This is a genomic window from Deinococcus phoenicis, assembly GCF_000599865.1.
Taxonomy (GTDB): Bacteria; Deinococcota; Deinococci; order Deinococcales; family Deinococcaceae; genus Deinococcus; species Deinococcus phoenicis.
Window position 1 is genome coordinate 12,501 of record NZ_JHAC01000029.1, and the last position, 23,408, is coordinate 35,908.

Consider the following 23,408-nt stretch of genomic DNA (forward strand, 5'->3'; position numbering starts at 1 on the left):
CCCGCGCTAACGGCGAGATCGAAGGGTTCGCGCAGCAGGGCGCGCTGGGCCGCGAGTGCCGCCGCGACCGGCCCCACCCCGCTGACGACCACGCGGGCGGGCAGGTCCGCGAGGCGGGCGGCTTCCCCGGCGGTGGCGACGACGATCAGAACCTTCATGGCAACACCTGCATGGGGCCAACGTAGCGCGCCCCAGCCGCAGCCGGGGCGCAGCACAGAAGCCTGGGCCTACTCCGCGACGTTCAGGCGCACGGCCACGTTGTCGCGGGTCGCCACGCTGTAAGGGCAGACCTGGTGCGCGGCGTGCATCAGGGCCTCGGCTTCTTCGCGGGACAGGCCCGGAAAGCGGCCCTCGAGTTCCACGTCGAGCGCGAAGGCGAGGCCGTTCTTGTACAGGCCCACCCGGGCGGTGACGGTGCTGGCCGGGTCGAGTTCGATTTTCTGCCGCAGGGCGACCACGCCGAGCGCCCCCTGAAAGCAGGCCGCATATCCGGCGGCGAACAGTTGCTCGGGATTGGTGCCGGGGCCGCCGTCACCGCCCATCTCGCTGGGCCGGCTGAGGTTCAGGTCGAGGCGGTCGTCGCTGGTCTTGACGGAGCCGGTGCGGCCTCCGGTGGCGGTGGCTTCGGCGGTATACAGGTTGCTCATGGGAACCTCCGGGACAGGAAACAGGGGAGAGGCGGGGGCAGAAACTTCGACTTCTAGCTAAAGGTACACAAGGGAGGGGACGGCGTGTTCGGGCCTGTCCGGTCAAGTCACGGCAAAAAAGGCGGACGCCCCCGCAGAGGCGTCCCCTGGAACGGGAAAGGTCAGGCGTCCGGCTTGGTGGGGGCGGCAGGGTGCGGCGGCTGCACCGCGCTCGCGCCGTTCCCCCGGGGCTGGGCGCGGTTCTGGAGAAGGCTCAGCAGGTTCACGCCGGTCGCGTTCTCGACCTGCTCGACCATGCCGATGATGTTGGCGGGGAGGGTCTGCACGGCGCTTTTGGTCGCCTGGCCGTTGCCGGAGTCGATCACGGTCAGCTTGTCGATGGTCATACCCTGCACGCTCCGGGCGAACTGCTCGACGATGTCCGGCAGCATGTTCAGCACGTAGGCGCGCTCGCCCTCGGGGCCAGCCTGGCGGAAGGCGTCCACCATCAGCGCCACGGCTTGGGCCTTGGCGCGGCCTTCCTCGATGATGGGGGCGGCGGCGGCCTGGGCGGCCAGCAGCTCGGCCTCACGTTTCGCGCGGGCGGGGGCGACCACGTCGGCCTCCAGGCGCTTCTGGTTGAGCAGCACGCGTTCCTGTTCGAGTTGCTGCTCGGCCACCACGCGGGCCTGCTCGGCGGTGACTTTGGCCTGGTTCTCGCGGGCGGCGGAGATGGCTTCGAGTTCGGCCTTGCGAATCCGCAACTCGTTCTCGCGCTCCAGGATCGCCTGCTGGGCGGTCGTCTGGGCGATGGTGGCGCGCTGCCTGGCCTGGGCTTCCACCTCGGCGGCCTCGGCGTTCTGCTGCGCCTCAATGATGCGGGCCTGACGCTGGGCCTCGGCGCGGCGCTGGCGCAGGGTGGCTTCCAGCGCCGCCTGCTCCTGCTCGAAGTTCTGGGTGGCGCGCACCTTTGCCAGTTCGGACTGCACGGCGGCCTCGTTCTGGCGCGAGAGCTGGACCGCGCCCAGCTCGGTGCGGCGCACCTCCAGCTTGTTCTGTTCTTCCAGGATCGCCTGCTGGCTGATCGCCTGCGCGACCTGGCTGCGCTGCACGGCCTGGGCTTCTGCCTGGGTGGCCTCGGCGTTGCGCTCGGCCTCCGCGATGCGGGCTTCTTTCAGCACCTCGGCGGTCTTGCGCCGCCCGATGGAGTCGAGGTAGCCGCCCACGTCGGTCACGTTCTGAATCTTGAGGGTGTCGAGCTTGATGCCGAGGTTGTTGGTGTCGTGTTCGGCTTCCTCGATCAGCGCCTCGGCAAAGCGCAGGCGGTCCTCGTTGATCTCCTCGGGCGTCAGGGTCGCCACCACGCCGCGCAGGTTGCCTTCCAGCGTGTCGCGCACGATAGAGGTCAGCGTCTCGCGCGGCACGTCCAGAAAGCGCTCGATGGCGTTGCTGAGCTGCGGTTCCTGCGCGTTGATCTTCACGTTGGCGACCGCGTGGATCTTGAGGGGAATGCCGCCCTTGGAGTAGGCGTTCTCGATGCTGAGGTCCAGCGGAATGGTCGTGAGGTCCATCCACGACACCTTTTCCAGCACCGGAATCCGGAAAGCACGCCCGCCGCGAATGACGCGGTAGCCGACCGTGTCGCCCTCGGCGGTCTGGCGGCTGCGGCCCGAGATCACCAGCACCTTGTTGGGCGGCACCACGATCAGGAAGTTCTGGATCAGGACGAGAATCAGGATGATCCCCAGCAGGATCAGCCCGGCGGTAATCAGTGTTCCGGTCAATACCATGTTGCGTTCCTCCTCGGGGGTCTGGACGCGGGGGGTCTGCGCTCCTGCGGGTCGCGGGCGCTCACGGCTGCCGCCCGTCCCACGCTTTCACGTCCAGCACGCCCGCATCTGTTCCGATCACGATCACGGTGTCACCCGCGTGCAGGGCATCGTCGCTGCGGGCGAGCAGATGTTCGATCTGTCCGGCGACGGTCAGCGCCACCTTGCCGGGACGGCCGGGGCCGGGCGGCACCAGCACCTGCCCGGTGCGCCCCGCCAGCCGCGCCGCCGCGCCGCTCACCTCGCCGCGCGAGCGGGCCAGGCGGAAGGCGAAGGCGGTCAGGGCACCCACCACCAGGCCCGTGACCAGCGCCACCACCAGCCGCCCCGGTCCCGAGAGGCCCGCCGCGCTGCCCACCACCCCCGCCAGCCCGAAAAAGGCCGCGAAACTCACCAGTGCCCGCAGCGAGAACCACGACGCCAGTTCGCCCGTTCCCGGATGCTCCGCGTCTGCGGGGTGCGCGCCCAGGTCGCCGTGATGCCCGCCCAGCAGCGACAGGGCCAGCAGGCCGCCGCCCACGATCAGGCACAGCAGATAGATGTCCATTGCCAGGCTGTCCTCCTCGCTCTACGGTACGCGGCAAAGAGGGGGAGAGTTGCCGGAGTTGCCCGCGCCTTTGCCCCCTGGTCCCGCGTTACGGCATCAGGCGCTCGATCCGCCACCCCTCGCCCGCCCGGACGTAGCGGAAGCGGTCGTGCAGGCGGCTGGGGCGGCCCTGCCAGAACTCCCACTCCTGCACCTGCACCCGGTAGCCGCCCCAGAAGTCCGGCCTGGGGACGGGCGTGCCTTCCGGGTAACGGGCGTGCAGCGCGGCCAGCTTGGCCTCCAGCACCGCCCGGTTCGCCACCGGCGCGCTCTGCGGGTCGCTGACGTGTGCGGCGAGCTGGCTCTCGCGCGGGCGGGCGTGAAAGTAGGCCGTGCTTTCCTCGCTGGGGACCCGCTCGACCGCGCCATACGCGCGCACCTGCCGCTCGTGTTCGGCCCAGTGGAACAGCAACTCGGCCTGCGGGTTCTCGCCCAGGTCACGGCCCTTGTGCGAGTCGTAGTTGGTGTAGAAGGTCAGGCCGCGTTCATCTGCCCCGCGCAGCAACACGGTGCGGACACTGGGCCGCCCGGACGCGCCGGCGGTGGCGAGGCTCAGCGCGTAGGGTTCGCGCAGGCCCGCTTGCAGGGCTTCTTCCAGCCAGCCCTGAAATTGCCGCAGTGGATCGGGGTTCAGGTCGGCCCGCCGCAACTCGGCGCGGGTGTAGGAGAGGCGCAGGGAAGTGAGGTCAGCCACGGGAAGCTCCTTCCTCCTGAGGGGGCGGGTCCCGGAGCGGCTGACACCGCGCGCAGAAATGCGTGCCCCGCTGCGCCAGCACGATTTTCCGGATGTCGCTGCCGCAGCGTGGGCAGGGCTGCCCGCCACGGCCATAGACGGCGTGACGGCCCTGGAAAAAGCCCACGTCGCCGTCGTGCTGGCGGTAGTTGCCGGAGCCGTTGCCGAGCGAACTGCCGCCCGCCTCCACGGCCTCGGCCATCACCTCGCGGACGGCGTGGTAGAGGCGGCCCGCCTCCTCCCGCGTCAGGTGCGTCTGGGCCGGGTGGAGGCGGGCGCGCCACAGGCTCTCGTCGGCGTAGATGTTGCCCACGCCACTGACGGGCTTCTGCGAGAGCAGCCAGGGTTTCACCGCCCCGGCCCTGGCTGCCAGCCGCGCGAAGTCCTCCTCCCGGAAGTCGTCCGAGAGGGGTTCGGGTCCCATCGCGGCCAGGGTGGGCATCCCGTCGTATTCGCCCGCCGGCACCACGGCCATCTTGCCGAAGCGGCGCGGGTCGTTGAAATAGAGGGTGCCCGCGTCGGTCGTCAGCGTCACGCGCGTGTGCGGCCCCTCTTCCAGCCGGAACCCGCCCGTCATGCCCAGATGTACGATCAGTTCGAGGTCGTGGGGAGCGTCCCCGGCGGCGTCCTGCGCGGCCAGGTGCAGCATCAGGTACTTGCCCCGGCGCGACAGCCCGCTGACCCGGCGGCCCAGGGCCAGCTGCGTGTCGCGGTAGCGGTGCGGCGCGTCGTGGGTGACCTGAAGGATGGTGCGCCCCGCGAGCAGCGGCTCGATCTTGCGGCGCGTGGTCTCGACCTCGGGCAGTTCCGGCACCTGCCGAGCATAGGCGATGACGGCGCGGGCGAGTGGAAGCCGGGCGGCAGTGGACGTGCCGGGCCGGAGCCGCGCCCTATCCTCTCCCCATGCCCACCCTGCTGCTGACCGGCTTCGAGCCGTTCCATACGCACCCCGTCAACCCCAGCGCCCAGGCGGCGGAAGCTCTGGACGGCCTGATGGTCGGGAGGGCGCGCATTCAGTCGGCCCTCCTGCCCGTCGAACCGCAGGCGGCGGCAGACACCCTGCGTGCTCTGCTGGACCGGCAGCAGCCGGACGCGGTGCTGCTCACCGGCCTCGCGGCGGGCCGTCCCCAGGTCACTGTGGAGCGGGTCGCCCTGAACGTGATGGACTTCCGCATTCCCGACAACGCCGGGCAGGTGTACCGGGGCCACCCCGCCCACGCGGACGCTTCCGCGCCTGCCGCCTACCTCAGCACGCTCCCCCTGCGGGCCGTCGTGGCGGGGTGGCGCGCGGCGGGAATTCCCGGCGAGATCAGCAACACGGCGGGGTTGTACGTCTGCAATGTCGTGATGTACCACGCGCTGCATCACCTCGCGCAGACGGGCCGCGCGCCGGTGCCCTGCGGTTTTCTGCACGTGCCCGCCAATGCCGGGGTCGCCCTCGCCCTGCCGGAAGACCGCCCGGCCCTGCCCTACCTCCCGCAGACGGAAATCACGCGGGCCGTGCAGGTGGCGGCGGAGGTGGTGGCCGCTGGAGCGTGAACCCTGGCCCCGTTGATCGCCGCGCTGCTTTCCCCCGCTCGCCTTTCAGGGAAAGGGCGCTTTCCCCGCGACCCAGCCGCCGTCCAGCCCCCCCGTCCAGTGCCACTCCCCGGGAGCGCCGGGTTTGCGGGCCAGCGCTGCCGTAACGGCGGCGAGGGGCACGCGCCGGGCAAAGCGGGTCCGGGCGTGCCAGGCGGCGAGTGCCCGGGCAGGATCACCCGGACGCAGCCCCCGCAGGGCCGCGTCGGCACGGTTCACGGCAAGGTCGAACAGGGCCTCGGGCACCGCGCCCGCCGGGGCTGCCCCGTCCGGGTCGGGGGCGTTCAGGAAGGGGCGCTCGGTGGGGGCCACGGGCCGGTCAGGCGGTGTCGCCGGGCCGTGGCGCGAGGTCGTGGGAGGTCGCCGCTGGCCGGTTCACGACTTCATGCGGTGGAGTTCCACCACGTAGCGCGCGAGTTCCTGTGGGGTGGCGACCTGGCGGGCGATCTCCACGCGGGCTTCCAGCACGCCCACATCGTAGGGGTCCACGCGCAGGAACTCGCCCGCGAACAGCAGGGCGCGCCTCAGATCGCCCTCCTCGCGGGCGCGGTTCAAGCGCCCACGCAGTTCCAGCGTCAGCAGCACGCGCAGTTCCTCGCGCAGCTCCTCGGCCCACTCGCTTTCCATCCGCAGGCCCGGCAGAAAGGGTCCCCGGTACAGCGCCAGTGCGCGCGCCACGTCGCCGCTCTCCAGCGCCCGGCGCAGTTCGGTCACGTCCAGCTGCACGTGGACATCCGGCCCCAGGTGGTAGCGCGGCTGCTTGGGGCTGCCTTCCATCTGCAACACCTCCGGCCCCAGGCGCACGCGCAGCTCGCGGAACACCGCCCGGAAGTAGTCCCCGGCCGTCTTCGGGTCGCGGTCGGGATAGATGGACGCTTCCAGTTCGCGGCGCGTGCGGCCCGGATTCAGCGCCAGGTACGCCAGGGTCAGCACGCTCCCCTCCAGGCTGAGGGGCACCCGCTCGCCCCCGCGCTCCACCTCCGCGCGCCCCAGGGTCGAGACGCGCAGGTGCAGGGGCGCGGCGGCCTCCGAGCGGGCCGAGGTATCCGGAACGGCCAGCTTTTCCAGCACCAGTTGCATATCCGGCGCGAGGTCGGGGTCCAGCAGGGCACGCTGGACCAGATTCGTGAGTTCCTGAAGGTCCGGGCGGTAGAGCATCCGGTCGCGGGCGCTGATCAGGGCCGTCAGGGCCTCGCGGAAGGTCGCCAGGCTGCCGGCGTCGTTCCCCTGCCCGGCCCGCGCCTCCGCGAGATGCAGCAAGGCGCGGAGGCGCTGCCCTTCTCCGAGGCCCGGGGCGTCCAGGGCGCGCGTCAGGGCTTCGGCGGCCTGGGCGTGGTGTTGCCGCCGCCGCAGCAGCACGCCGCGCGTCATGGTCACGGCGGCGTGCGTGGCGTCCGGGGCCAGGTCCAGCAGGGCTTCGAGTGCCCGCCCGTGTTCCCCCTGACGGCTGTAGAGGTCCGCGAGGCGGGCGGCGGTCCACATCAGCAGCTCGAAGTCCTGGGTCGTTTCCACCAGGGCGCGCAGCTCCTGAAGGGTCCGCAGATAGGCCGCCTGATCGCCGGTCAGGTGGTGCAGTTCGGCCTCGACGGTCAGCAGGTACGCCCGGGGGGTGAGGGCCTGGGTCTGGGCCAGGGCTTCCCCGGTCTGCGTGAGGGTGACGCGCGCCCCTCCGAAGTCCCCGGTCAGCACCTGAACATTGGCCAGGCCGGTCAGGGCCGAGAGGCGGGCAATGGGGGTCCGGTCGGCGGGGAGCAGCCGGAGCGCCTCGACGTATAGATGTCGGGCGCGCACCATATCGCCGACCTGCACATGCATCTGGGCGACGGTCTGGGTCACCCGTCCGATCAGTTCGTCGTCCCCGAGGGCCATGTAGCCGCGCCAGGCCCGCTCGCAGCGTTCCAGCCCCTCGGCCATACGGCCGGCCTGAAAGTCTGCGGTTCCCCACCAGCGCAGGGCGCGCAATGCCAGTTCTCCGGTGAGGCCAGGGGTGATGGTTTCAAAGTGCCGGATGGCTTCCGGGAAACGGCCCTGAAGGCGCAGCAGGTTGCCGTACTCCACCCGCGCCTCCTCGTTCCCCAGCTCACTGGCGCGCATCAGGGGGAGTTCTGCATCCGAGAAACGGCCGCTGGCCATGTAGGCCATGCCGAGGAGCCGCCACTCTTTTCCCGTGATGGGCGGCAGAGCCGTAAGGCGGGTAATCACCGTGTCGTACTGCCCGGCATCAAAGCATGCCTGGATCTCCGCGAGCCGCTCCACGTCAAAAGTCATTTCGTAGGTTTAGAATACTCCCATGACCAAAAAAATCGTGAAGGCGGTGGCGGTGCTGTTCGTCCTGGGTTTCTCGCTGGCTCAAGCCGGTGCGAACGACTACGGCATTCTGAAGAAGGCGCAGGTTTCCTCGCCGGACGGTGCGAACGACTACGGGATCCTGCGGACGCCCTGAGAGTGTTCAGACGTTCAGCTGGGGAGACGGGCCGCGTGCCTGCCTCCCCTTTCTGCTGCCCGCTCACCCCGGGTGCCGCGCGTCGGCAAACGCCTGCTGGGCGCTGAAGCTTCCCCCGAGCTTCTCGTACACGCCGTCCGCGCCGAGTTCCCAGGAGCCGCGTTCGTCGGCCCATTCGGTGGCCATGATTTGCAGGAAGTGGTCACGGTGGCGGTCGTCCAGCACCGGGGCGATCACCTCCACGCGGCGGTCGAGGTTGCGGCTCATCCAGTCGGCGCTGCCGAAGTAGACCTCGGGGCTGCCCCCGCCCCCGAAGGCGTAGATGCGGGCGTGTTCGAGGTAGCGGCCCAGCAGGCTGCGGACGCGCACCGTCTCGGAGAGGCCGGGCACGCCGGGGCGCAGGCAGCACACGCCCCGGATAATGAGTTCCACCCGCACGCCGCCGCGCGAGGCCCGGTACAGCGCCTCGATCATGCCGGGGTCGGTCAGCTGGTTGACCTTGACGCGCGCCCAGGCGTCGTGCCCGGCCTGGGCGTATTCGATCTCGCGGTCCAGGAGTGCCTCGAAGCCGCTGCGGGCGGTGTCGGGGGCGACCAGCAGGCGGGTATACCCGGCCTCGGCGTAGCCGGTCAGGTGGTTGAACAGTTCGGACACGTCCGCGCCCAGGTCGGGGTCGGCGCTCAGCAGGCTGACGTCGGTGTACAGCCGCGCCGTCTTGGGGTTGTAGTTGCCGGTCCCGATATGGACGTAGCGGCGTAACCCCCCCTCCTCCCGGCGGACGACCAGCGTGACCTTGGCATGCGTCTTGAGGCCCGCCATGCCGTACACCACGTGTGCCCCGGCGCGTTCCAGTTTGCGTGCCCAGGAGATGTTGCGCTGCTCGTCGAAGCGGGCCTTGAGTTCGATCAAGGCCACGACCTGCTTGCCGTTCTCGGCGGCGGTCCGCAGGGCGCTCAGCAGCCGGGGGTCGTCCCCGGTGCGGTAGAGCGTCTGCTTGATCGCCAGCACCTGCGGGTCGAGCGCGGCCTCCTCCAGAAAGTTCAGCACGTTGGTGAAACTGTCGTAGGGGTGGTGCAGCAGCACGTCACCGTGACGCAGGGTGTCGAACATGCCCCCTTCCTCGTCGCCGTCGAGGTCGGGCACGGCGGGCGCGAAGGCCGGGAAGCTCAGGTCGGGCCGGCCCACCGGCAGACCCATCAGGTCGGCGGTGCCCAGCGGTCCCTCCAGCGTGAAGATGTCTTCCGGTGCCAGCCGCAGCCGCTCTTGCAGGAAGGTGATGATTCCCGGCGGCGTGTCCGCCATCACCTCCAGCCGCACCGCCGACCCGAAGCGCCGCCGCCGCAGGCCGTCCTCGATGGTGGCGAGCAGGTCCTCGGCCTCCTCCTCCTCGAACTCGTAGTCGGTGTTGCGTGTCACGCGGAAGGTGTGGGCGGCCAGCACGGTGCGCCCCTTGAACAGCTCGTTCAGGTGCGCGGCGATCACGTCTTCGAGCAGCAGCAGCGTGTCACCCACGGGCACGATCCGTGGCAGCACGCCCACCGGCACCTTCACCCGCGCGAAATCCGGTTCCTCGCCCTCGCCGCTGCCGAGCAGCACCGCCAGGTTCAGGCTGAGGTTGCTGAGGTACGGAAAGGGGTGGCTGGGGTCCACCACCAGCGGCGTCAGCACCGGCTGGATCTGCGAGAGGTAATGCTCGCGCAGCGCCGCCCGCGCCCGCTTGCCCAGGTCCGAGACCCGCACCAGCCGCACCCCCGCAGTGGTCAGGTCCTTGAGGGTCCTCCGGGCCGCCTTCTCGATCTCGCGCAGCATGACGTGTGTCCGCTCGCGCACCAGCCCCAGCGTCTCGCGGGGCAGCAGGCCGTCGGGGCTGGGGGTCTGCACGCCCGCCGCGATCTGACGGTGAATCCCCGCCACGCGCACCATGAAAAACTCGTCGAGGTTGCTGCCGCAGATCGCCGCGTACTTCAGGCGTTCCAGCGGCGGGTTGCGCTCGTCCCGTGCCTCGGCCAGTACGCGCCCGTTGAAGGCCAGCCACGACAGCTCGCGGTTCAGAAACGGGCTGTCCGGATTGGCAACCGTGCTGAAGGTCCGTCCCCCCTCGGCGGGCAGGGCCGCAGGCCGGGCAGACTTCTTGCGCCGCGTACCCTTCGCGGGGGCGGGCGGCACTTCGGGGGTAGGCGGAAGGGATGTCTCGGCTCGCACGGTAGGGACCTCGCAGGATGAAACGGCCGCTGTGTCAGGAGCGCGTCAGGTCAAGAAAACGTCGGGCACAGGCAACGGGCCTGCCCCGAGCGTAGCAGACGGCCCCGCGCCGCCCGGAGAGCATGAGGCAACGGGCAAAGGGGACGGGACGGCACTTCACGCCGCCCGTCCCCTTTGCCCTGGCCCGCTCTAGACCCGCCTGAACAGCAACGCGGCGTTCTGGCCACCGAAAGCGAAGGAGTTGCTCAGCGCGTACTCCACCTGCTGTTCGCGTGCGCCTTCCGGGATGTAGTCGAGGTCGAGGACCGGATCGGGGTCGGTCAGGTTGATGGTGGGCGGCAGCACGCCGTCCCGGAGCGCCTGCGCCACGGCGATGGCCTCGATGGCCCCCGCCGCGCCCAGCAGGTGCCCGGTCATGGACTTGGTGGAACTGATCGCCAGATCGTGCGCGTGGGCGCCGAACACGTGCTTGATGCCCTGCGTCTCGTGCAGGTCGTTGAAGTGGGTGCTGGTGCCGTGCGCGTTGATGTACCCGACCTGCTCGGGATTCACGCCCGCCGTGGCGAGGGCCATGCGCATGGCGACCTGCGCGCCGCGGCCCTCGGGCGCGGGCAGGGTGATGTGGTGCGCGTCGGCGCTGGTGCCGTAGCCGACGATCTCGGCGTAGATGGTGGCCCCGCGTGCTTTGGCCTGCTCGTACTCCTCCAGCACCACCACGCCCGCGCCTTCGCCCAGCACGAAGCCGTCGCGGCTGGCCGAAAAGGGGCGGCTGGCTTCCTGCGGCGCGTCGTTGCGGGTGCTGAGGGCCTTCATGTTGGAAAAGCCCCCGACGGCGATGGGCGTGATCGCCGCCTCGCTGCCGCCCGCCAGCATTACGTCCGCCAGCCCCAGCTGGATGTAGCGCGCCGCGTCCCCGATGGCCCCGGTGCCGGTGGCGCAGGCGGTGACCACGGTGCTGCTCGGGCCGGTCGCGCCGTAGCGCATGGCCACGTGCCCGGTGGACATGTTGGCGATCATCATCGGGATGAACATCGGGCTGATGCGCCCCGGGCCGCGTTCGGCCAGCAGCCGCGCCTGATCCTCGAAGGTCTTCACGCCGCCGATGCCGCTGCCCAGCACGGTGCCGGTGCGTTCGCCGCGCAGCTCCTCTTCGGAAAGGCCGCTGTCACGCACGGCCAGTTCAGCCGCCGCCAGCGCAAGCTGCACGTAGCGGTCGAGCTTGCGGGCCTCGCGGGCGTCCACGAACTCTGCCAGGTCGTCCGCCACCTCGCCCGCGATCTTGCTCGCCACGTCCGCCGTGTCGAAGCGGGTGATCGGCCCGATGCCGCTTTTGCCGGCACGCTGCGCCTCGGCAAACGCCTGCGCCCCCGTGCCGATGGGCGTCACCGGCCCCAGCCCCGTGATGACGACCCGTTTCAGTCCAGTCATGGTCATACTGGCCCTTTCCCTCCTTGCCCTGTCTCTGCCGCGAGCGGGGCACAACGTGGTCAAACCGGACGGTGCAGGGATGTTCCCCCCGCGCCGCCCGGCCTGAACCTGTTTGCCGCTGGCCCGGCCTTACTGCTTCGAGCCGATGTAATCGACGGCGGCCTGCACGGTACGGATCTTCTCCGCGTCCTCGTCGCTGATGTTGACGCCGAACCGGTCTTCCAGACCCATGATCAGTTCGACGGTTTCCAGGCTGTCCGCGCCCAGGTCCTCGACGAAGCGGGCTTCGGGGGTCACCTTGTCCGCGTCCACCCCGAGCTTATCGACAATCACTTCTTTCACATCTTCAAAAGTCGCCATGTTGAATACCTCCTTGGTCCTGAAGTCTGCGCCAGTCTACACGCGGGGGACCGGAAGGCAAGAGAGGTTGGACGGGGTTCAAGGGAAGGCGGGAAAAGAAGAACCCCCCGGTTTCCCAGGGGGCGCGTCCAGTTCAGCAGGCATCAGGGGGCGAGAGGGCTTACTTCAGGGCTTGAATAAGGTGCGCCAGAGCGGTGATCAGGCCCGCCGCCGCACTGAGAATCGTAATGATCTCAGCCGCTTTCAGGGGCCTTTTCCTCCGCTTCTCGCGCGTGGTAGAGTGCTTCTGTCGCTCAGACATAGCGTCTACCCCCTTTCCGCGCCCGGAGCTGCTTACTCCGGGCGCTTTCGCGTGGAGTATCAGCCCCTCTCGTCTTCCCCTGTCATGCAGCCCGTCCGTCCTGGACAGTCACAGTATAGAGGCTGCCCGCCTCAGTGCGGGTACAGCCCGCCGTCCACCCCGATCACCTGCCCGGTGATGTACCCGGCGGCGCCGGAGGCCAGAAAGGTGACCAGGGCGGCCACGTCCTCCGGATCACCGAAGCGGCCCAGCGGGATGCCGCTCAGGTAGGCTTGCTGCACATCCTCGGGCAGGGCACCCGTCATGTCCGACGAGATGAAGCCGGGGGCGACCGCGTTCACCGTGATGCCGCGCGCGCCGTACTCCTTGGCAAGCGCCTTGGTCAGCCCGATCAGGCCCGCCTTGCTGGCGACGTAGTTGGCCTGGCCGGGGTTGCCCATCAGCCCGACCACACTGGCGATGTTGATGATCCGGCCCGAGCGGGCGCGCATCATGTGCTTGATCGCGGCGCGGCTGGCGGTAAAGGCGCTGGTCAGGTTGGTGTCCAGCACCGCGTTCCAGTCGTCGTCCTTCATGCGGATGGCGAGGGTGTCGCGGGTGATGCCCGCGTTGTTCACCAGCACGTCCAGGCGGCCCATCTCCCGGATGACGGCTTCGACCAGTGTCCCGGCATTGGCGGGATCGGAGAGGTCGGCCCCGAACACCTGGGCGGGCACGCCGAGCGCACGAATCTCCCCCGCCACCTGCTCGGCGTCCGCCTGGTTGCGGCCATAATGCACGGCCACGCCGAAGCCGGCGCGGGCCAGCGAGAGGGCCATCGCGCGGCCCAGGCCCCGGCTGGAGCCGGTCACGAGGGCGATTTTTTGAGGTTGGGCTTCAGTCATAGGTTGTCTCGTTTCAGATCAAAAGGACCAAGAATCGTGTCGGCGCTGCGGTAAAAGCATTTCCAGACAGACTGGCCCGCTGTGCCCTGGAAGTCGGGGCAAAGGAGTTCGCGGTTCTCTGGCCCTGAGGTCAACCGGAGGCGGACGCCTTGCGGAATCGGGGAAGTCTGAGGCTGAATGAACCGGTGGTTGTAGGCAGCGACAACGGTGCCCTCTGCGGTCAGGGCCTGGGCACCCAGCTTGCCTGTCCCCGTCACCGCGTAGAAATACTCCTGCTTATAGGTGGCGGTCAGGTCCAGCGTGAGGGTCTGGTTGGCCGAAACCTGGCCGCTCCACCTTCCCCTCAGAATCTGCGGATCGTTCTGAAACTCGATCAGCGTCGGTGGCGGCTCTGGGGGATGGCAGCCGGACAGCACGGGCAGCAGGAGCAGGGGCAACAGGAACTTTTTCACTACGCGACATAGTAACGGCTCTTTGCTGTGCCCCACGCCTCACTTCCACGCCAGCAGCGTGTCCTGTCCCCGGGGGTTCACAACTTGAAGCCGCTGACCTGCTCCGCCGTGCCGACGTTCAGTGTCCGCGCATCCGGCAGAATCCGTTTCACCAGCCCGGTCAGCACCGTTCCGGGGCCAAACTCGATGAAGACCTCGGCTCCGGCGGCGGCGAGCGCCTGAATGGTTTCCACCCAGCGCACGCTCCCGGTGATCTGCCGCGCCAGCAGCTCCGGCAGGGCGGCGGGGTCGCTGTTCGCCTCGGCGGTCACGTTGGCGAAGACGGGAAAGGCGAAGGGGGAGAAGGTGGTGCTTTGCAGGTCGGGCGTCAGGGCGTCCTGGGCGGGCTGCATCAGGGCGCAGTGGAAAGGCGCGCTGACCTTGAGGGGAATGACCTTGAGGCCGCGTGCCTTCAGCTCGGCGGCGGCGGCGTCCACAGCGGCCTTTTCGCCGGAAATCACGGTCTGGGTCGGCGCGTTGAAGTTGGCGGGCTGCACGGTTCCGGGCGTGGCGGCGCAGACCTCGCGGACCACGTTCGGGTCGCCCATCACCGCACTCATGGCCCCGACGCCGACCGGCACGGCCTCCTGCATCAGTTCGCCGCGCCGCCGTGTCAGGCGCAGGGCATCCGCGAGGTCGAGCGTCCCGGAGGCCACCAACGCGCTGTACTCGCCCAGCGAATGACCCGCGGCGAAGGCGGGCGTCAGGCCGGTGTGCGCCTGCCACGCGCGGAAGGCGGCGACCGAGGCGGCCACCAGCGCGGGCTGCTGGTTCGCGGTGAGGGTCAGGTCTTCGGGCGGCCCCCCCTCGATCAGGGCGCGCAGGCCCGGCAGCGTGGCTTCCGCCCCGGCGTAGACGGCCTCCGCCTGGGGAAAGGCGGCGGTCAGGTCGGTGCCCATCCCGACCGCGTGCGACCCCTGGCCGGGAAAGAGGGCCGCGATCTTCATGCCGTGGCCTCGGCCTGCCGGGCGGCGGCGAGACTAGGCGCGCCCCCCCACCACTTCAGCGTGCCCGCCGCCCAGCTCAGGCCCCCGCCAAAGGCCACCAGCAGCAGTTGCTGGCCGTCACACACGCGCCCGTCGTCCACGGCCTCGCGCAGCGCGAGGGGCACGGTGGCGCTGGAGGTGTTGCCGTAGCGGTCGAGGTTCACGACCGTCTTGCTCATGGGCACGCCGAAGCGTTCGTTGGCCGCCTCGATGATGCGGATGTTGGCCTGGTGGGGAACGACCCAGTCCACGTCGGCGCTGGTCAGGCCGCTCCGGGCGAGAACCTGCTTGCCGCTGTCGCCCAGCACCCGCACCGCGAACTTGAAGACCTCGCGGCCATTCATGCCCACGCGGCTCTCCATCGGGAAGCCGCCGGGCAGACGGTCGGCCATGCAGGGGGCATAGAGGCTGGAGCCGCCCGCGCTGTCCGCGCCCAGCACGAACTCCTGAAAGCCGTAGCCCTCGGGTACGGCCCCCACGACGGCCGCGCCTGCGCCGTCACCGAACAGGATGGCGGTGCCCCGGTCGTTCTGGTCCACGAGTTTGGAGAGCGTCTCCGCGCCGACCACCAGCACGCGCCGCGCGGTGCCGCCCAGAATCAGGCCGTGTGCCATGCTCAGCCCGTAGACGAAGCCGCTGCACGCGGTCGAGAGGTCGAAGGCGCCGGCCCCCGCCAGCCCCACCTGTCCGGCGATCAGGGCGGCGGTGGAGGGAAACAGGGCGTCGGGCGTGGCGGTCGCGCAGATCACCAGGTCCACGTCCCTCAGCCCGTCCGGGTCGCGGGCCAGCAGGTCGCGTACCGCCGCCACGCCCAGGTCGGACGTGAACTCGTCTGCGGCGGCGAACCGGCGCTCGCGGATGCCGGTGCGGCTCTCGATCCACTCGGCGTTGGTGTCCATGCGGGCCTCGAAATCCGCGTTCGTCACAACCTGCGCGGGGACGGCGGTGCCCAGCGCCGTGATGCCGATGCTGGGACGGCCAGCAGGGGAGGGGCGGTCAGGGGTGGCCCCGGAAGAGGTGGTCATGGGAAAACGCTAGCATTCTTTGAACAGCCGTTCAATGAATCCGGTACAGGGTTCAAGTACAGGGTTCAGGCCGGAAGGGGTGGCGAGCGGCCAAAGGGAGAGGGGGCGCATCCCCCCGGACACGCCCCCTCTCCCTTTGGCCCTGCGCGAGCTTATTCCCCGCGGGTCTCTTCGGTCTGCTCGCTGCTCTGGGGTTCGCTGGCGTTCTGCTCGGCCTGCGAGGCGTCGGCCCCTTCGGTGCCCTGCTGCTCGGTGCCGCCGCCCAGCTGCGCCAGGGCCTGCTGGAGGCCCTTCTCGCGCGTCAGGCTGGTGTAGTAGGCGTTGATCCCGTTCGGCCCCAGCTGGCTGCTGAGCTGCTGAGGCGTCAGGCCGTTGGCCTGCGCGAGGGCGTTCATGGTCTGGTTGAACTCGGCGTCGCTGAGCTGCACGCCCAGGTCCTCGGCCAGCCGCTCCAGGGCCAGGTCGCGCCGCACGCGGCTCTCGGCGTTCTTGGCGAGGTCGGCCATGAACTCGTCGAGCTTGCCCTGCTCCTGCATGAAGCTCTCGTACTCGCTCCACTTGACGCCCTGACGGCCCAGGTCGTCCTGGATCTCTTCGAGCATCGCCTCGCGGCGGCGGTCGAGGAGGGCCTGGGGAATGTCGGCCTGCATGCCGTCCACGAGGTGGTTCACGAACTCCTCGCGGCGGGCGGCGTCGCCTTCCTGGTGGGCGCGGCGCTCCAGCTCCGAACGCAGGTCGCCGCGCAGACGCTCCAGGCTCTCGAAGTTCAGGCTCCCGGCAAACTCGTCGTTCAGCTCCTGAAGCTGCTTGGTCTGTACGCCCTGCACGCGCACGCGCACGGTGTGTTCGGGGTGTTCGTGGTCGCCGTGCTGGTGGGCGGGCACCGTGATCTCGACCTCGTCGCCCACGTTCTTGCCGATCAGGGCGTCACGCACGTGCGCCTCGGCCACGTCGAGGTAGACGGGGTAGCTGCCGCCCTCCTCGCCCAGTTCCTCGATGGTGACCTGGTCGGTCGCCTCGATGGGCCGCTCGACCGTCTGGAAGCTCGCGTTGCGCTCCTGGAGGTCAGAGAGGGTGCGCTCCAGCACCTCGTCGGTGATGTCGGGCGCGGTGGCGGTCAGCTGCGCGGTTCGCCAGTCGCCCAGCGTGACCTCGGGGTACGTCTCGCCCTTCACGGTGAAGTTGAAGGCCTGGCCGCTGGCGAGCGTGCCGGGGTCGATCTGCGCGTCCACCAGGCTGAGCTTCAGTTCGCGCGCCGCCTGCGGGTAGTGCGCCTGAAGCAGCCGCTCGCGGACCTCGTTCTCGACGTAGCCCTTGCCCACGCGGCCTTCCAGCACCTTGCGGGGGGCCTTGCCGGGCCGGAAGCCGGGCACGCGCACGTCGCGCGCCAGACCGGCCCACACCTGGTCGTAGGCGCGGTTCACCTCGGCGGCGGGCACCGCGACCCGGAAACTTACCTTGTTGCCTTCTCTGCTGATCAGCTCTGCCATACGTCTCCCATCTTGCCTGCCGTCACGCTGCACCCCTGCGGGGGCGGTGGGGCCGCTCCATTCCGTGTGCCTGTGCCGCCTGCGCCCCTTGCCCCGCCGTGATGCGGGGGCCGGAGCGCGCGACATGCCGCCGCGCATCATAGTGCCTGACGCGCCCGCCATGCGACCCCGCCAGAGAAGCGCGGCCCGCCGGGGGTCCGGGGGCCGCGCTTGGCACTGCGGTGGGGCTGTTTCCCGGCGTGGGCTGAGGCGTGGTGCGAGGAAAGGGACTTGAACCCTCACTCCCTACGGGAACCAGATCCTAAGTCTGGTGCGTCTACCAGTTCCGCCATCCCCGCGCAGGCCCGGGCCGGAAAGCGGCCCATCCGCAAAAAAAAGTCCCGGCAGTCGCGGTGAGCGGCAGCCGGGGGGTTGGGGTGGATTATGGGATTTGAACCCACGGCCTCCGCTTCCACAGAGCGGCGCTCTAACCAACTGAGCTAAACCCACCACGCTTCGCCTTCGCAGGCCCACACATCTTAGGAGAGCCGGGGCGAGGTGTCAATGCGGGGGGCACCCGCGGGGCTGTCCGGAGGCCGTGGGGGGTGGCAACTGGGGCGCGGGCGCTTGCCTGAGCCCCACTTACGCCTGCCCCCTTCCAGGCGTAGCCTGGGTCCACCTATGGACTTCAATCTGCCCGAGGACCTGCGCGACATCCAGGCCACCGTCCGCGACTTCATGCTGAATGTGGTGGAGCCGCGTGCCCATGAGATCGAGGCCACCAACAGCGTGCCGCCCGAGCTGCTGCGGGAAGCGGCGGGCCTGGGCCTCTTCGGTCTGAGCATTCCCGAGGAGTACGGCGGGGTGGGCCTGGGGATGCTGGGCCGCTGCGCCGTCTACGAGGCGATGGGGCAGGGGCACATGGGCTTCGGCGGCGTCATCTCCGCGCACGCCTCCATCGGCACCAGCGGGCTGGTGAGACTGGGCACCGAGGAGCAGAAGCGGCGCTTTCTGCCGCGCATGGCGAGCGGCGAGTGCATCGCGGGCTTCGCGATCACCGAACCCAGCAGCGGATCGGACGCGGCCAACATCCGCACCCGGGCCGAGAAGCGCGGCGACGTGTACGTGCTGAACGGTACCAAGCACTACATCAGCAATGCGCCCATCGCGGGTCTGCTGACCGTCATCGCCATCACTGACCCCGCCCAGGGCACGCGCGGCATGAGCGCCTTTCTGGTCGAACCGCAGAGTACGCCAGGTGTCTCCATCGGCAAGATCGACGAGAAGATGGGCCAGAAAGGGGCGCTCTCCGCCGAGGTGATCTTCGAGGACGCCGAGATTCCCGCCGCCAACCTCCTCGGCCCGGAACACCGGGGCTACCGCGAGTCGCTGGGCATCCTCACCAATGGCCGGGTGGGCATCTCCGCGCGCTCGACGGGGGCGATGCAGCGCCTGCTCGACCTGTCGGTGGCCCACGCCAAGACCCGCGAGCAGTTCGGGCAGCCCATCGCCGAGTTTCAGGCGGTGCAGTTCATGCTGGCCGAGATGGAAATCGCTGTCCAGACCAGCCGGGTCCTGTGGCAGAAGGTCGCCTGGATGGTGGACCAGGGCCAGGACGTGCGCCGCATGGCCAGTGTCGCCAAGTACCACGCGACCGAGATGCTCTCGCAGGTGGCCGACAAGGCTGTGCAGGTGGCGGGCGGCATGGGCTACATGAAGGACTCGCCGGTCGAGCGGTATTACCGTGACCAGCGCCTGCTGCGCATCTACGAGGGCACCAGCGAGATTCAGAAGCTGATCATCGCGCGCAGCCTGCTGGCGTAGCTGGCTCCCCCCGGCCCTACTGGTGCCCCTGCCCCTCGTGCTGGAGGGTGCCCAGCAGGGCCTTGACGGCCACGTAGCCCACCACGAAGAACAGCAGCGGCGTGAGGTTGAGGCTGATCTCGGCGTCCTTCTCGGGGGCCAGCGCGTTCTGCTTGCGGTACTTGATCATGCTCCCCAGCGTACCTGCCGCCGCCCCCGGCCTGCCTTGAGGGTCACTTGGGCCTTCTCGCGCGCGGCCTCCGTGAAGCTCGGCAGGGTTGGCCGCGCGCCTGGGCGCTATGTTGAGACCGCTCGCTGCGTTCGCCACCGTCTGCCCGGGCGCGCAGCTTCCAGCCCCACTCTGTCCCCCTTTCCGAAAGGAACCGTCATGACCGCTGCCCCGACTCCGCCTGTCACCCCCGTCCCCACGACCATGAAAGCCCTCAGCAAGCAGGAAGCCCGCCAGGGCCTCTGGATGACCGAAACGGCAACGCCCACCCCCGGCCCCAACGACCTGCTGATCCGCGTGAGGAACAGCTCCATCTGCGGCACCGACGTGCACATCTACAAGTGGGACGAGTGGGCGCAGAAGACCATTCCCGTGCCGATGGTGGTCGGGCACGAGTACGTCGGCGTGGTGGCCGGGATGGGTAGCGAGGTGCGCGGCTTCGAGATCGGGGACCGGGTGAGCGGCGAGGGCCACGTCACCTGCGGGCACTGCCGCAACTGCCGCGCGGGCCGCCGCCACCTCTGCCGCAACACGCTGGGCGTGGGCGTGAACCGGCCCGGCTCCTTCGCGGAATATCTGGTGCTGCCCGCCTTCAACGCCTTCAAGATTCCCGATGACGTTCCCGACGAGATCGCGGCTATTTTCGACCCCTTCGGCAACGCGGTGCATACGGCCCTCAGCTTCGATCTGGTCGGCGAGGACGTGCTGATCACTGGGGCCGGTCCCATTGGCGTGATGGCCGCCGCCGTCGCCCGCCACGTCGGCGCGCGCAACGTGGTCGTGACCGACGTGAACGACTACCGCCTGGACCTTGCTCGGAAGATGGGCGCCACCCGCACCGTAAATGTCGCCCGTGAGGACCTCTGGGAAGTCGCCCAATCCGAACTGGGCATGACGGAAGGCTTCGACGTGGGCATGGAGATGAGCGGAAACGGGGCCGCCTTCGCGCAGATGATCCGCACCATGAACAACGGCGGCAAGATCGCCATTCTGGGTATCCCCTCGGGGCAGGTGGACATCGACTGGAACGACGTGATCTTCAAGGGCCTGACCCTCAAGGGCATCTATGGCCGCGAGATGTTCGAGACCTGGTACAAGATGACGGCCCTGATCCAGTCGGGCCTGGACCTGACGCCCGTGCTGACGCACCGCTTCCCGATAGGCGACTACCAGAAGGGCTTCGACGCGATGCTCAGCGGGCAGAGCGGCAAGGTGATTCTGGACTGGGAAGCGGGAGTCTAGCGGGAGGCTGCTAGGCTGGCGCATGGTTGACCCCCAGCAGTACGGCGCGTTTCTCCTGGCTGCCCTGGTTCTCGCGGTGCTGCCCGGCCCCGGCCTCCTGTACGTTCTGGCCCGCAGCCTGAGCGGGGGGCGGCGCGAAGGGGTGCACAGTTCCCTCGGGACGCTGGTCGGCGGGATGGTGCATGTGTTCGCCGCGGCAGCGGGCCTCTCGGCCCTGATTCTCGCCTCGTCCGTGGCCTTCAGTCTGGTGAAATACGCGGGAGCCGCCTACCTGATGTTCCTGGGCGTGCGGACCCTGCTCACCAGGGCACATGCCCCACTGGAGGCCGGGGCGACCGCCGCGCCACAGCGGGCCTTTGCCCAGGGCGTCATGACCGAACTGCTCAACCCCAAAACGGCGCTGTTTTTCCTGGCCTTGATTCCCCAGTTCGTTCGGCCAGAGGCGGGAGGCGTGTTCTGGCAGTTCGTGGTGCTGGGCACCACCTCCGTCCTGCTCAACACACTCGCCGACCTGCTCGTGGCGGTGTTCGCCGGTCCCCTCGGCTCACGGCTGCGGCGGAACGCCCGTTTCCAGAAGGGCCAGCGGCTCGCCTCGGGCGGAGCCATGATCGCCCTGGGCACCTACGCGGCGCTGGAGCGGTAGGGAAAACGGTGGGTGGGGGCGTGAGACTTGCTATGCTCTGGACCATGAGCCTGCCCCTCGCCTGGTGGTGGCCCGGAGATTAGCCGGGTCCCTTCGCCATGCCCCGCAGGCAGGCCGCGCCCGGAGTGATCCGGGTGCGTTTTTTTTGGCCTCCCATTCCCCTCCCAGGAGAATCCATGACCATGACTGCCCCCCGACCCCGCATCCTGACCGGCGACCGCCCCACCGGCCCCCTCCACATCGGCCACTATGTCGGCTCGCTGAGAAACCGCGTGGCACTTCAACAGGGCTACGACACCTATGTCCTGCTGGCGGACGTGCAGGCCCTCACCGACAATTTCGAGAATCCCGGGAAGGTCCGGGCCAACGTGCTGGAAGTGGCGCTCGATTACCTGGCGGTGGGCCTGGACCCGCGTGAGGCGACTTTCGTGATCCAGTCGCAGGTGCCCGAGATTGCCGAGCTGACGGTCTTTTACCTGAACCTCGTCACGGTGTCGCACCTGCGGCAGAACCCGACCGTCAAAACCGAGATCGCGCAGAAGGGGTACGGCGAGGCGGTGCCCGCCGGGTTCTTCGTCTATCCCGTCTCGCAGGCGGCGGACATCACGGCGTTCGGTGCGAACCTCGTTCCGGTCGGAGAAGACCAGCTGCCCATGATCGAGCAGACCCGCGAGATCGTGCGGCGCTTCAACCACCTCTACGCGCCCGTGCTGGTCGAACCGCAGGCGCTGGTGGGCGAGGTGGCCCGTCTGCCCGGCCTGGACGGCAGGGCCAAGATGAGCAAGTCGCTGGGCAACGCCATTTTTCTCTCGGACAGCGCGGATGAGGTGGCCCGCAAGGTGCGCGGCATGTACACCGACCCGAACCACCTGCGGGTGGAGGACCCCGGTCAGGTGGAGGGGAATCCGGTGTTCGCCTATCTGGACGCCTTCGACCCGGACAGGGCGCGGGTGCAGGCCCTGGGGGACCACTACCGGCGGGGCGGCCTGGGCGACGTGAAGGTCAAGCGGCACCTGTTGGAGGTGCTGGAGGCGACCCTGGCCCCCATTCGTGCCCGCCGTGCCGAATTCGCCCGGGACCGGGCCGGTGTCGAGGCGGTCGTCCGCGAAGGCACCGAACGGGGCCGCGAGGTGGCCGCCGGCACGATGCGGGCCGTGCGCCAGGCCATGCGGCTGGATTACTTCTCTCTGGAGGACCTCTCCGGGGACGCCTGAGCTGTTCCCCACCCCCCCCAGGCCCACCCTCCCGCATCCTGAACGCACCCACGTTTCTTGAGTCTGCCCGTGTTAACCTGGGGGCCGGAGGTCAGGCCGCGCCTGGCGACAGACAAACATGGATTATTACGAACTGCTGAGTGTCTCGCGCACCGCGAGCGCCGACGAGATCAAGACGTCCTACCGCAAACTGGCCCTGAAGTTCCACCCCGACCGCAACAAGGAGCCGGGGGCCGCCGAGCAGTTCGCCAGGATCAACGAGGCGTACGCGGTCCTCTCGGATCCCGAGAAGCGCGCCCACTACGACCGCTTCGGCAGCGCGCCGAGTGCGGGGATGCCGGGCGACCCCTTCGGCGGGATGGGGGGCGCGGGCTTCGACCCGATGGACATCTTCGAGCAGCTGTTCGGCGGACTGGGTGGGCGCGGGGGTCGCCGGGGTCCGGCACGCGGCGACGACATCGAAACCGAGGCGCGCGTGACGTTCCTGCAAGCGCGCGCGGGCGAGGAGATCGAGGTGGAGGTGGACCGCCTCACCACCTGCGAACACTGTCACGGCAGCCGCACCGAACCGGGGGGCAAGCCGCCCAAGACCTGCACCACCTGCGGCGGCGCGGGGGCGGTGCGCGCGCAGGCCCGCACGATTTTCGGCGTGGTGGAGACGCAGCAGCCCTGCCCGACCTGCCGGGGCGAGGGCCAGATCATCGAGGACCCCTGCACGGTCTGCAAGGGCCGTGGCCGCACCCTCAAGGCCGAGAAGGTGGGCGTCAAGCTCCCGCGCGGCATCGACGAGGGCTACCGCATCCGCGTGGCGGGGATGGGCAACGAGGGGCCGGGCGGCAACGGCGACCTGTACGTGCATATCGAGATGGAACCTCACCCGCAGCTGCGCCGCGAGCAGGAACACCTGATCTACACGGCGAATATCGGCTTTGCCAAGGCCGCGCTGGGCGGCTCGGTCACGGTGCCCACCCTCGACGGGCCGCAGACGGTGGAGGTCAAGGCGGGCACGCAGCACGGCGACCTGCACCGTCTGCGCGGCCAGGGGCTGCCCCGCCTGCAAGGGACCGGGACCGGCGACCTGATCGTCGAGTACGAGATCACGGTGCCGAAGCCCTCGCAGCTCAGCCCGGAGGCGCGCGAGGCCCTGCACGCCTACGCCCAGGCTGTCGGGGACGAGGTGAACGAACACCGCGAGGGCTTCTTCGACAAGGTGGGCAAGATTTTCCGGGGCGAATAGGCCGGACAAGGCGGTGGGGGAGGCGCGCACGGGGGGCCTCCCCCACGCGCCGTCTCTGGCTGTCCCTGGCGGGGAGACGCGGCATGACTGTCCCGTGAC

Annotated in this window: 24 protein-coding genes and 2 tRNA genes (1 of these 26 only partly in view); 7 read left to right on the forward strand and 19 right to left on the reverse strand. The window is 69.5% G+C overall.

Features of this window, described 5'->3' with window-relative positions:
• The 6 genes from mqnB to DEIPH_RS09300 form a co-directional block, all read right to left on the reverse strand.
• Positions 1–158, reverse strand: partial view of a futalosine hydrolase gene (gene mqnB / locus DEIPH_RS09275; RefSeq protein ID WP_034357219.1) — the start only. The gene continues 496 nt to the left of window position 1, outside the view; 158 of the gene's 654 nt are visible here — the first part of the coding sequence; it begins with the start codon at positions 156–158; its stop codon lies beyond the left edge, outside the window.
• 69 nt (positions 159–227) lie between these two features.
• The gene (locus tag DEIPH_RS09280) at positions 228–647 is read right to left on the reverse strand and encodes an organic hydroperoxide resistance protein (protein ID WP_034357222.1); all 420 of its coding nucleotides are present in this window, start codon (positions 645–647) and stop codon (positions 228–230) included.
• A 161-nt stretch (positions 648–808) separates the two neighbouring features.
• On the reverse strand, positions 809–2,416 hold the full coding sequence (locus DEIPH_RS09285; RefSeq protein WP_034357224.1) for a flotillin family protein: 1,608 nt from the start codon (positions 2,414–2,416) through the stop codon (positions 809–811).
• Positions 2,417–2,477: 61 nt separating this feature from the next.
• Entirely contained in the window at positions 2,478–3,002 is a 525-nt protein-coding gene (locus DEIPH_RS09290) for an NfeD family protein (protein ID WP_034357227.1), read from the reverse strand.
• Between the two features lie 88 nt (positions 3,003–3,090).
• Positions 3,091–3,735 carry a pyridoxamine 5'-phosphate oxidase gene (gene pdxH, locus DEIPH_RS09295; RefSeq protein ID WP_034357229.1) on the reverse strand — a complete coding sequence of 215 codons (645 nt, stop codon included), beginning with the start codon at positions 3,733–3,735 and terminating at the stop codon, positions 3,091–3,093.
• Positions 3,728–4,588 carry a DNA-formamidopyrimidine glycosylase gene (locus tag DEIPH_RS09300; RefSeq protein WP_034357231.1) on the reverse strand — a complete coding sequence of 287 codons (861 nt, stop codon included), beginning with the start codon at positions 4,586–4,588 and terminating at the stop codon, positions 3,728–3,730. Before DEIPH_RS09300 ends, pdxH begins: the two co-directional genes overlap by 8 nt.
• Positions 4,589–4,677: 89 nt before the next feature.
• On the opposite strand from DEIPH_RS09300, the gene DEIPH_RS09305 reads away from it, so the two are divergent.
• On the forward strand, positions 4,678–5,313 hold the full coding sequence (locus DEIPH_RS09305; RefSeq protein WP_034357234.1) for a pyroglutamyl-peptidase I: 636 nt from the start codon (positions 4,678–4,680) through the stop codon (positions 5,311–5,313).
• A gap of 45 nt (positions 5,314–5,358) precedes the next feature.
• Here DEIPH_RS09305 and DEIPH_RS09310 read toward each other — a convergent pair whose 3' ends face one another.
• On the reverse strand, positions 5,359–5,664 hold the full coding sequence (locus DEIPH_RS09310) for a hypothetical protein (protein ID WP_034357236.1): 306 nt from the start codon (positions 5,662–5,664) through the stop codon (positions 5,359–5,361).
• 63 nt (positions 5,665–5,727) lie between these two features.
• Positions 5,728–7,620 (reverse strand): SARP family transcriptional regulator, encoded by a 1,893-nt coding sequence (locus DEIPH_RS09315; protein ID WP_034357238.1) that lies wholly within the window; start codon positions 7,618–7,620, stop codon positions 5,728–5,730.
• Between the two features lie 22 nt (positions 7,621–7,642).
• On the opposite strand from DEIPH_RS09315, the gene DEIPH_RS20175 reads away from it, so the two are divergent.
• Entirely contained in the window at positions 7,643–7,795 is a 153-nt protein-coding gene (locus DEIPH_RS20175) for a hypothetical protein (protein ID WP_161636056.1), read from the forward strand.
• A gap of 63 nt (positions 7,796–7,858) precedes the next feature.
• Here DEIPH_RS20175 and ppk1 read toward each other — a convergent pair whose 3' ends face one another.
• From ppk1 to DEIPH_RS09365, 10 genes are all read right to left on the reverse strand, one after another.
• Positions 7,859–9,997 (reverse strand): polyphosphate kinase 1, encoded by a 2,139-nt coding sequence (gene ppk1, locus DEIPH_RS09320; protein WP_051517280.1) that lies wholly within the window; start codon positions 9,995–9,997, stop codon positions 7,859–7,861.
• A 189-nt stretch (positions 9,998–10,186) separates the two neighbouring features.
• A complete protein-coding gene (fabF, locus tag DEIPH_RS09325; RefSeq protein ID WP_034357244.1) occupies positions 10,187–11,431 on the reverse strand; it encodes a beta-ketoacyl-ACP synthase II in 1,245 nt (414 codons plus the stop codon).
• Between the two features lie 123 nt (positions 11,432–11,554).
• Positions 11,555–11,785, reverse strand: a complete 231-nt coding sequence (gene acpP / locus DEIPH_RS09330; protein ID WP_034357246.1) for an acyl carrier protein — start codon at positions 11,783–11,785, stop codon at positions 11,555–11,557.
• A 432-nt stretch (positions 11,786–12,217) separates the two neighbouring features.
• Positions 12,218–12,970: a 3-oxoacyl-[acyl-carrier-protein] reductase gene (gene fabG / locus DEIPH_RS09335; protein WP_034357248.1), complete on the reverse strand. Its 753-nt coding sequence runs from the start codon at positions 12,968–12,970 to the stop codon at positions 12,218–12,220.
• On the reverse strand, positions 12,967–13,422 hold the full coding sequence (locus tag DEIPH_RS09340) for a hypothetical protein (RefSeq protein WP_034357252.1): 456 nt from the start codon (positions 13,420–13,422) through the stop codon (positions 12,967–12,969). Before DEIPH_RS09340 ends, fabG begins: the two co-directional genes overlap by 4 nt.
• A 77-nt stretch (positions 13,423–13,499) precedes the next feature.
• Positions 13,500–14,408, reverse strand: a complete 909-nt coding sequence (gene fabD, locus DEIPH_RS09345) for an ACP S-malonyltransferase (RefSeq protein ID WP_034357254.1) — start codon at positions 14,406–14,408, stop codon at positions 13,500–13,502.
• Positions 14,405–15,472, reverse strand: coding sequence for a beta-ketoacyl-ACP synthase III (locus DEIPH_RS09350; RefSeq protein ID WP_034357256.1), 1,068 nt, complete (start codon positions 15,470–15,472; stop codon positions 14,405–14,407). The genes fabD and DEIPH_RS09350 overlap by 4 nt, the downstream gene beginning before the upstream one ends.
• A gap of 152 nt (positions 15,473–15,624) precedes the next feature.
• Positions 15,625–16,962, reverse strand: a complete 1,338-nt coding sequence (gene tig / locus DEIPH_RS09355) for a trigger factor (RefSeq protein ID WP_034357259.1) — start codon at positions 16,960–16,962, stop codon at positions 15,625–15,627.
• Positions 16,963–17,214: 252 nt separating this feature from the next.
• Positions 17,215–17,300 (reverse strand) — tRNA-Leu (locus tag DEIPH_RS09360).
• 74 nt (positions 17,301–17,374) lie between these two features.
• Positions 17,375–17,451: transfer RNA gene (locus DEIPH_RS09365), tRNA-His, on the reverse strand.
• A 171-nt stretch (positions 17,452–17,622) separates the two neighbouring features.
• Between DEIPH_RS09365 and DEIPH_RS09370 the strand changes: the two genes are divergently transcribed.
• Entirely contained in the window at positions 17,623–18,765 is a 1,143-nt protein-coding gene (locus DEIPH_RS09370) for an acyl-CoA dehydrogenase family protein (RefSeq protein ID WP_034357261.1), read from the forward strand.
• Between the two features lie 16 nt (positions 18,766–18,781).
• Here the strand turns inward: DEIPH_RS09370 and DEIPH_RS20415 are convergent, their stop codons facing one another.
• Positions 18,782–18,934: a hypothetical protein gene (locus DEIPH_RS20415; RefSeq protein WP_162834001.1), complete on the reverse strand. Its 153-nt coding sequence runs from the start codon at positions 18,932–18,934 to the stop codon at positions 18,782–18,784.
• A gap of 243 nt (positions 18,935–19,177) precedes the next feature.
• Here DEIPH_RS20415 and tdh point away from each other — a divergent pair, with 243 nt between their 5' ends.
• The 4 genes from tdh (at position 19,178) to dnaJ (ending at position 23,309) form a co-directional block, all read left to right on the forward strand.
• Entirely contained in the window at positions 19,178–20,215 is a 1,038-nt protein-coding gene (tdh, locus tag DEIPH_RS09375) for an L-threonine 3-dehydrogenase (RefSeq protein ID WP_034357328.1), read from the forward strand.
• Between the two features lie 22 nt (positions 20,216–20,237).
• Positions 20,238–20,858, forward strand: a complete 621-nt coding sequence (locus DEIPH_RS09380; RefSeq protein ID WP_034357263.1) for a LysE family translocator — start codon at positions 20,238–20,240, stop codon at positions 20,856–20,858.
• Positions 20,859–21,034: 176 nt separating this feature from the next.
• Positions 21,035–22,072, forward strand: a complete 1,038-nt coding sequence (gene trpS, locus DEIPH_RS09385) for a tryptophan--tRNA ligase (protein ID WP_034357266.1) — start codon at positions 21,035–21,037, stop codon at positions 22,070–22,072.
• 118 nt (positions 22,073–22,190) lie between these two features.
• The gene (dnaJ, locus tag DEIPH_RS09390; protein WP_034357268.1) at positions 22,191–23,309 is read left to right on the forward strand and encodes a molecular chaperone DnaJ; all 1,119 of its coding nucleotides are present in this window, start codon (positions 22,191–22,193) and stop codon (positions 23,307–23,309) included.
• Positions 23,310–23,408: the final 99 nt, after the last annotated feature.

What these genes read in the sequence shown, in the direction of transcription:
- DEIPH_RS09280 (WP_034357222.1), bottom strand. Translation starts at nt 647, where the DNA reads ATGAGCAACCTGTATACCGCCGAAGCCACCGCCACCGGAGGCCGCACC.
- DEIPH_RS09285 (WP_034357224.1), bottom strand. Translation starts at nt 2,416, where the DNA reads ATGGTATTGACCGGAACACTGATTACCGCCGGGCTGATCCTGCTGGGG.
- DEIPH_RS09290 (WP_034357227.1), bottom strand. Translation starts at nt 3,002, where the DNA reads ATGGACATCTATCTGCTGTGCCTGATCGTGGGCGGCGGCCTGCTGGCC.
- DEIPH_RS09305 (WP_034357234.1), top strand. Translation starts at nt 4,678, where the DNA reads ATGCCCACCCTGCTGCTGACCGGCTTCGAGCCGTTCCATACGCACCCC.
- DEIPH_RS09315 (WP_034357238.1), bottom strand. Translation starts at nt 7,620, where the DNA reads ATGACTTTTGACGTGGAGCGGCTCGCGGAGATCCAGGCATGCTTTGAT.
- DEIPH_RS20175 (WP_161636056.1), top strand. Translation starts at nt 7,643, where the DNA reads ATGACCAAAAAAATCGTGAAGGCGGTGGCGGTGCTGTTCGTCCTGGGT.
- fabF (WP_034357244.1), bottom strand. Translation starts at nt 11,431, where the DNA reads ATGACCATGACTGGACTGAAACGGGTCGTCATCACGGGGCTGGGGCCG.
- acpP (WP_034357246.1), bottom strand. Translation starts at nt 11,785, where the DNA reads ATGGCGACTTTTGAAGATGTGAAAGAAGTGATTGTCGATAAGCTCGGG.
- fabG (WP_034357248.1), bottom strand. Translation starts at nt 12,970, where the DNA reads ATGACTGAAGCCCAACCTCAAAAAATCGCCCTCGTGACCGGCTCCAGC.
- fabD (WP_034357254.1), bottom strand. Translation starts at nt 14,408, where the DNA reads ATGAAGATCGCGGCCCTCTTTCCCGGCCAGGGGTCGCACGCGGTCGGG.
- DEIPH_RS09350 (WP_034357256.1), bottom strand. Translation starts at nt 15,472, where the DNA reads ATGACCACCTCTTCCGGGGCCACCCCTGACCGCCCCTCCCCTGCTGGC.
- tig (WP_034357259.1), bottom strand. Translation starts at nt 16,962, where the DNA reads ATGGCAGAGCTGATCAGCAGAGAAGGCAACAAGGTAAGTTTCCGGGTC.
- DEIPH_RS09370 (WP_034357261.1), top strand. Translation starts at nt 17,623, where the DNA reads ATGGACTTCAATCTGCCCGAGGACCTGCGCGACATCCAGGCCACCGTC.
- DEIPH_RS20415 (WP_162834001.1), bottom strand. Translation starts at nt 18,934, where the DNA reads ATGATCAAGTACCGCAAGCAGAACGCGCTGGCCCCCGAGAAGGACGCC.
- tdh (WP_034357328.1), top strand. Translation starts at nt 19,178, where the DNA reads ATGAAAGCCCTCAGCAAGCAGGAAGCCCGCCAGGGCCTCTGGATGACC.
- DEIPH_RS09380 (WP_034357263.1), top strand. Translation starts at nt 20,238, where the DNA reads ATGGTTGACCCCCAGCAGTACGGCGCGTTTCTCCTGGCTGCCCTGGTT.
- trpS (WP_034357266.1), top strand. Translation starts at nt 21,035, where the DNA reads ATGACCATGACTGCCCCCCGACCCCGCATCCTGACCGGCGACCGCCCC.
- dnaJ (WP_034357268.1), top strand. Translation starts at nt 22,191, where the DNA reads ATGGATTATTACGAACTGCTGAGTGTCTCGCGCACCGCGAGCGCCGAC.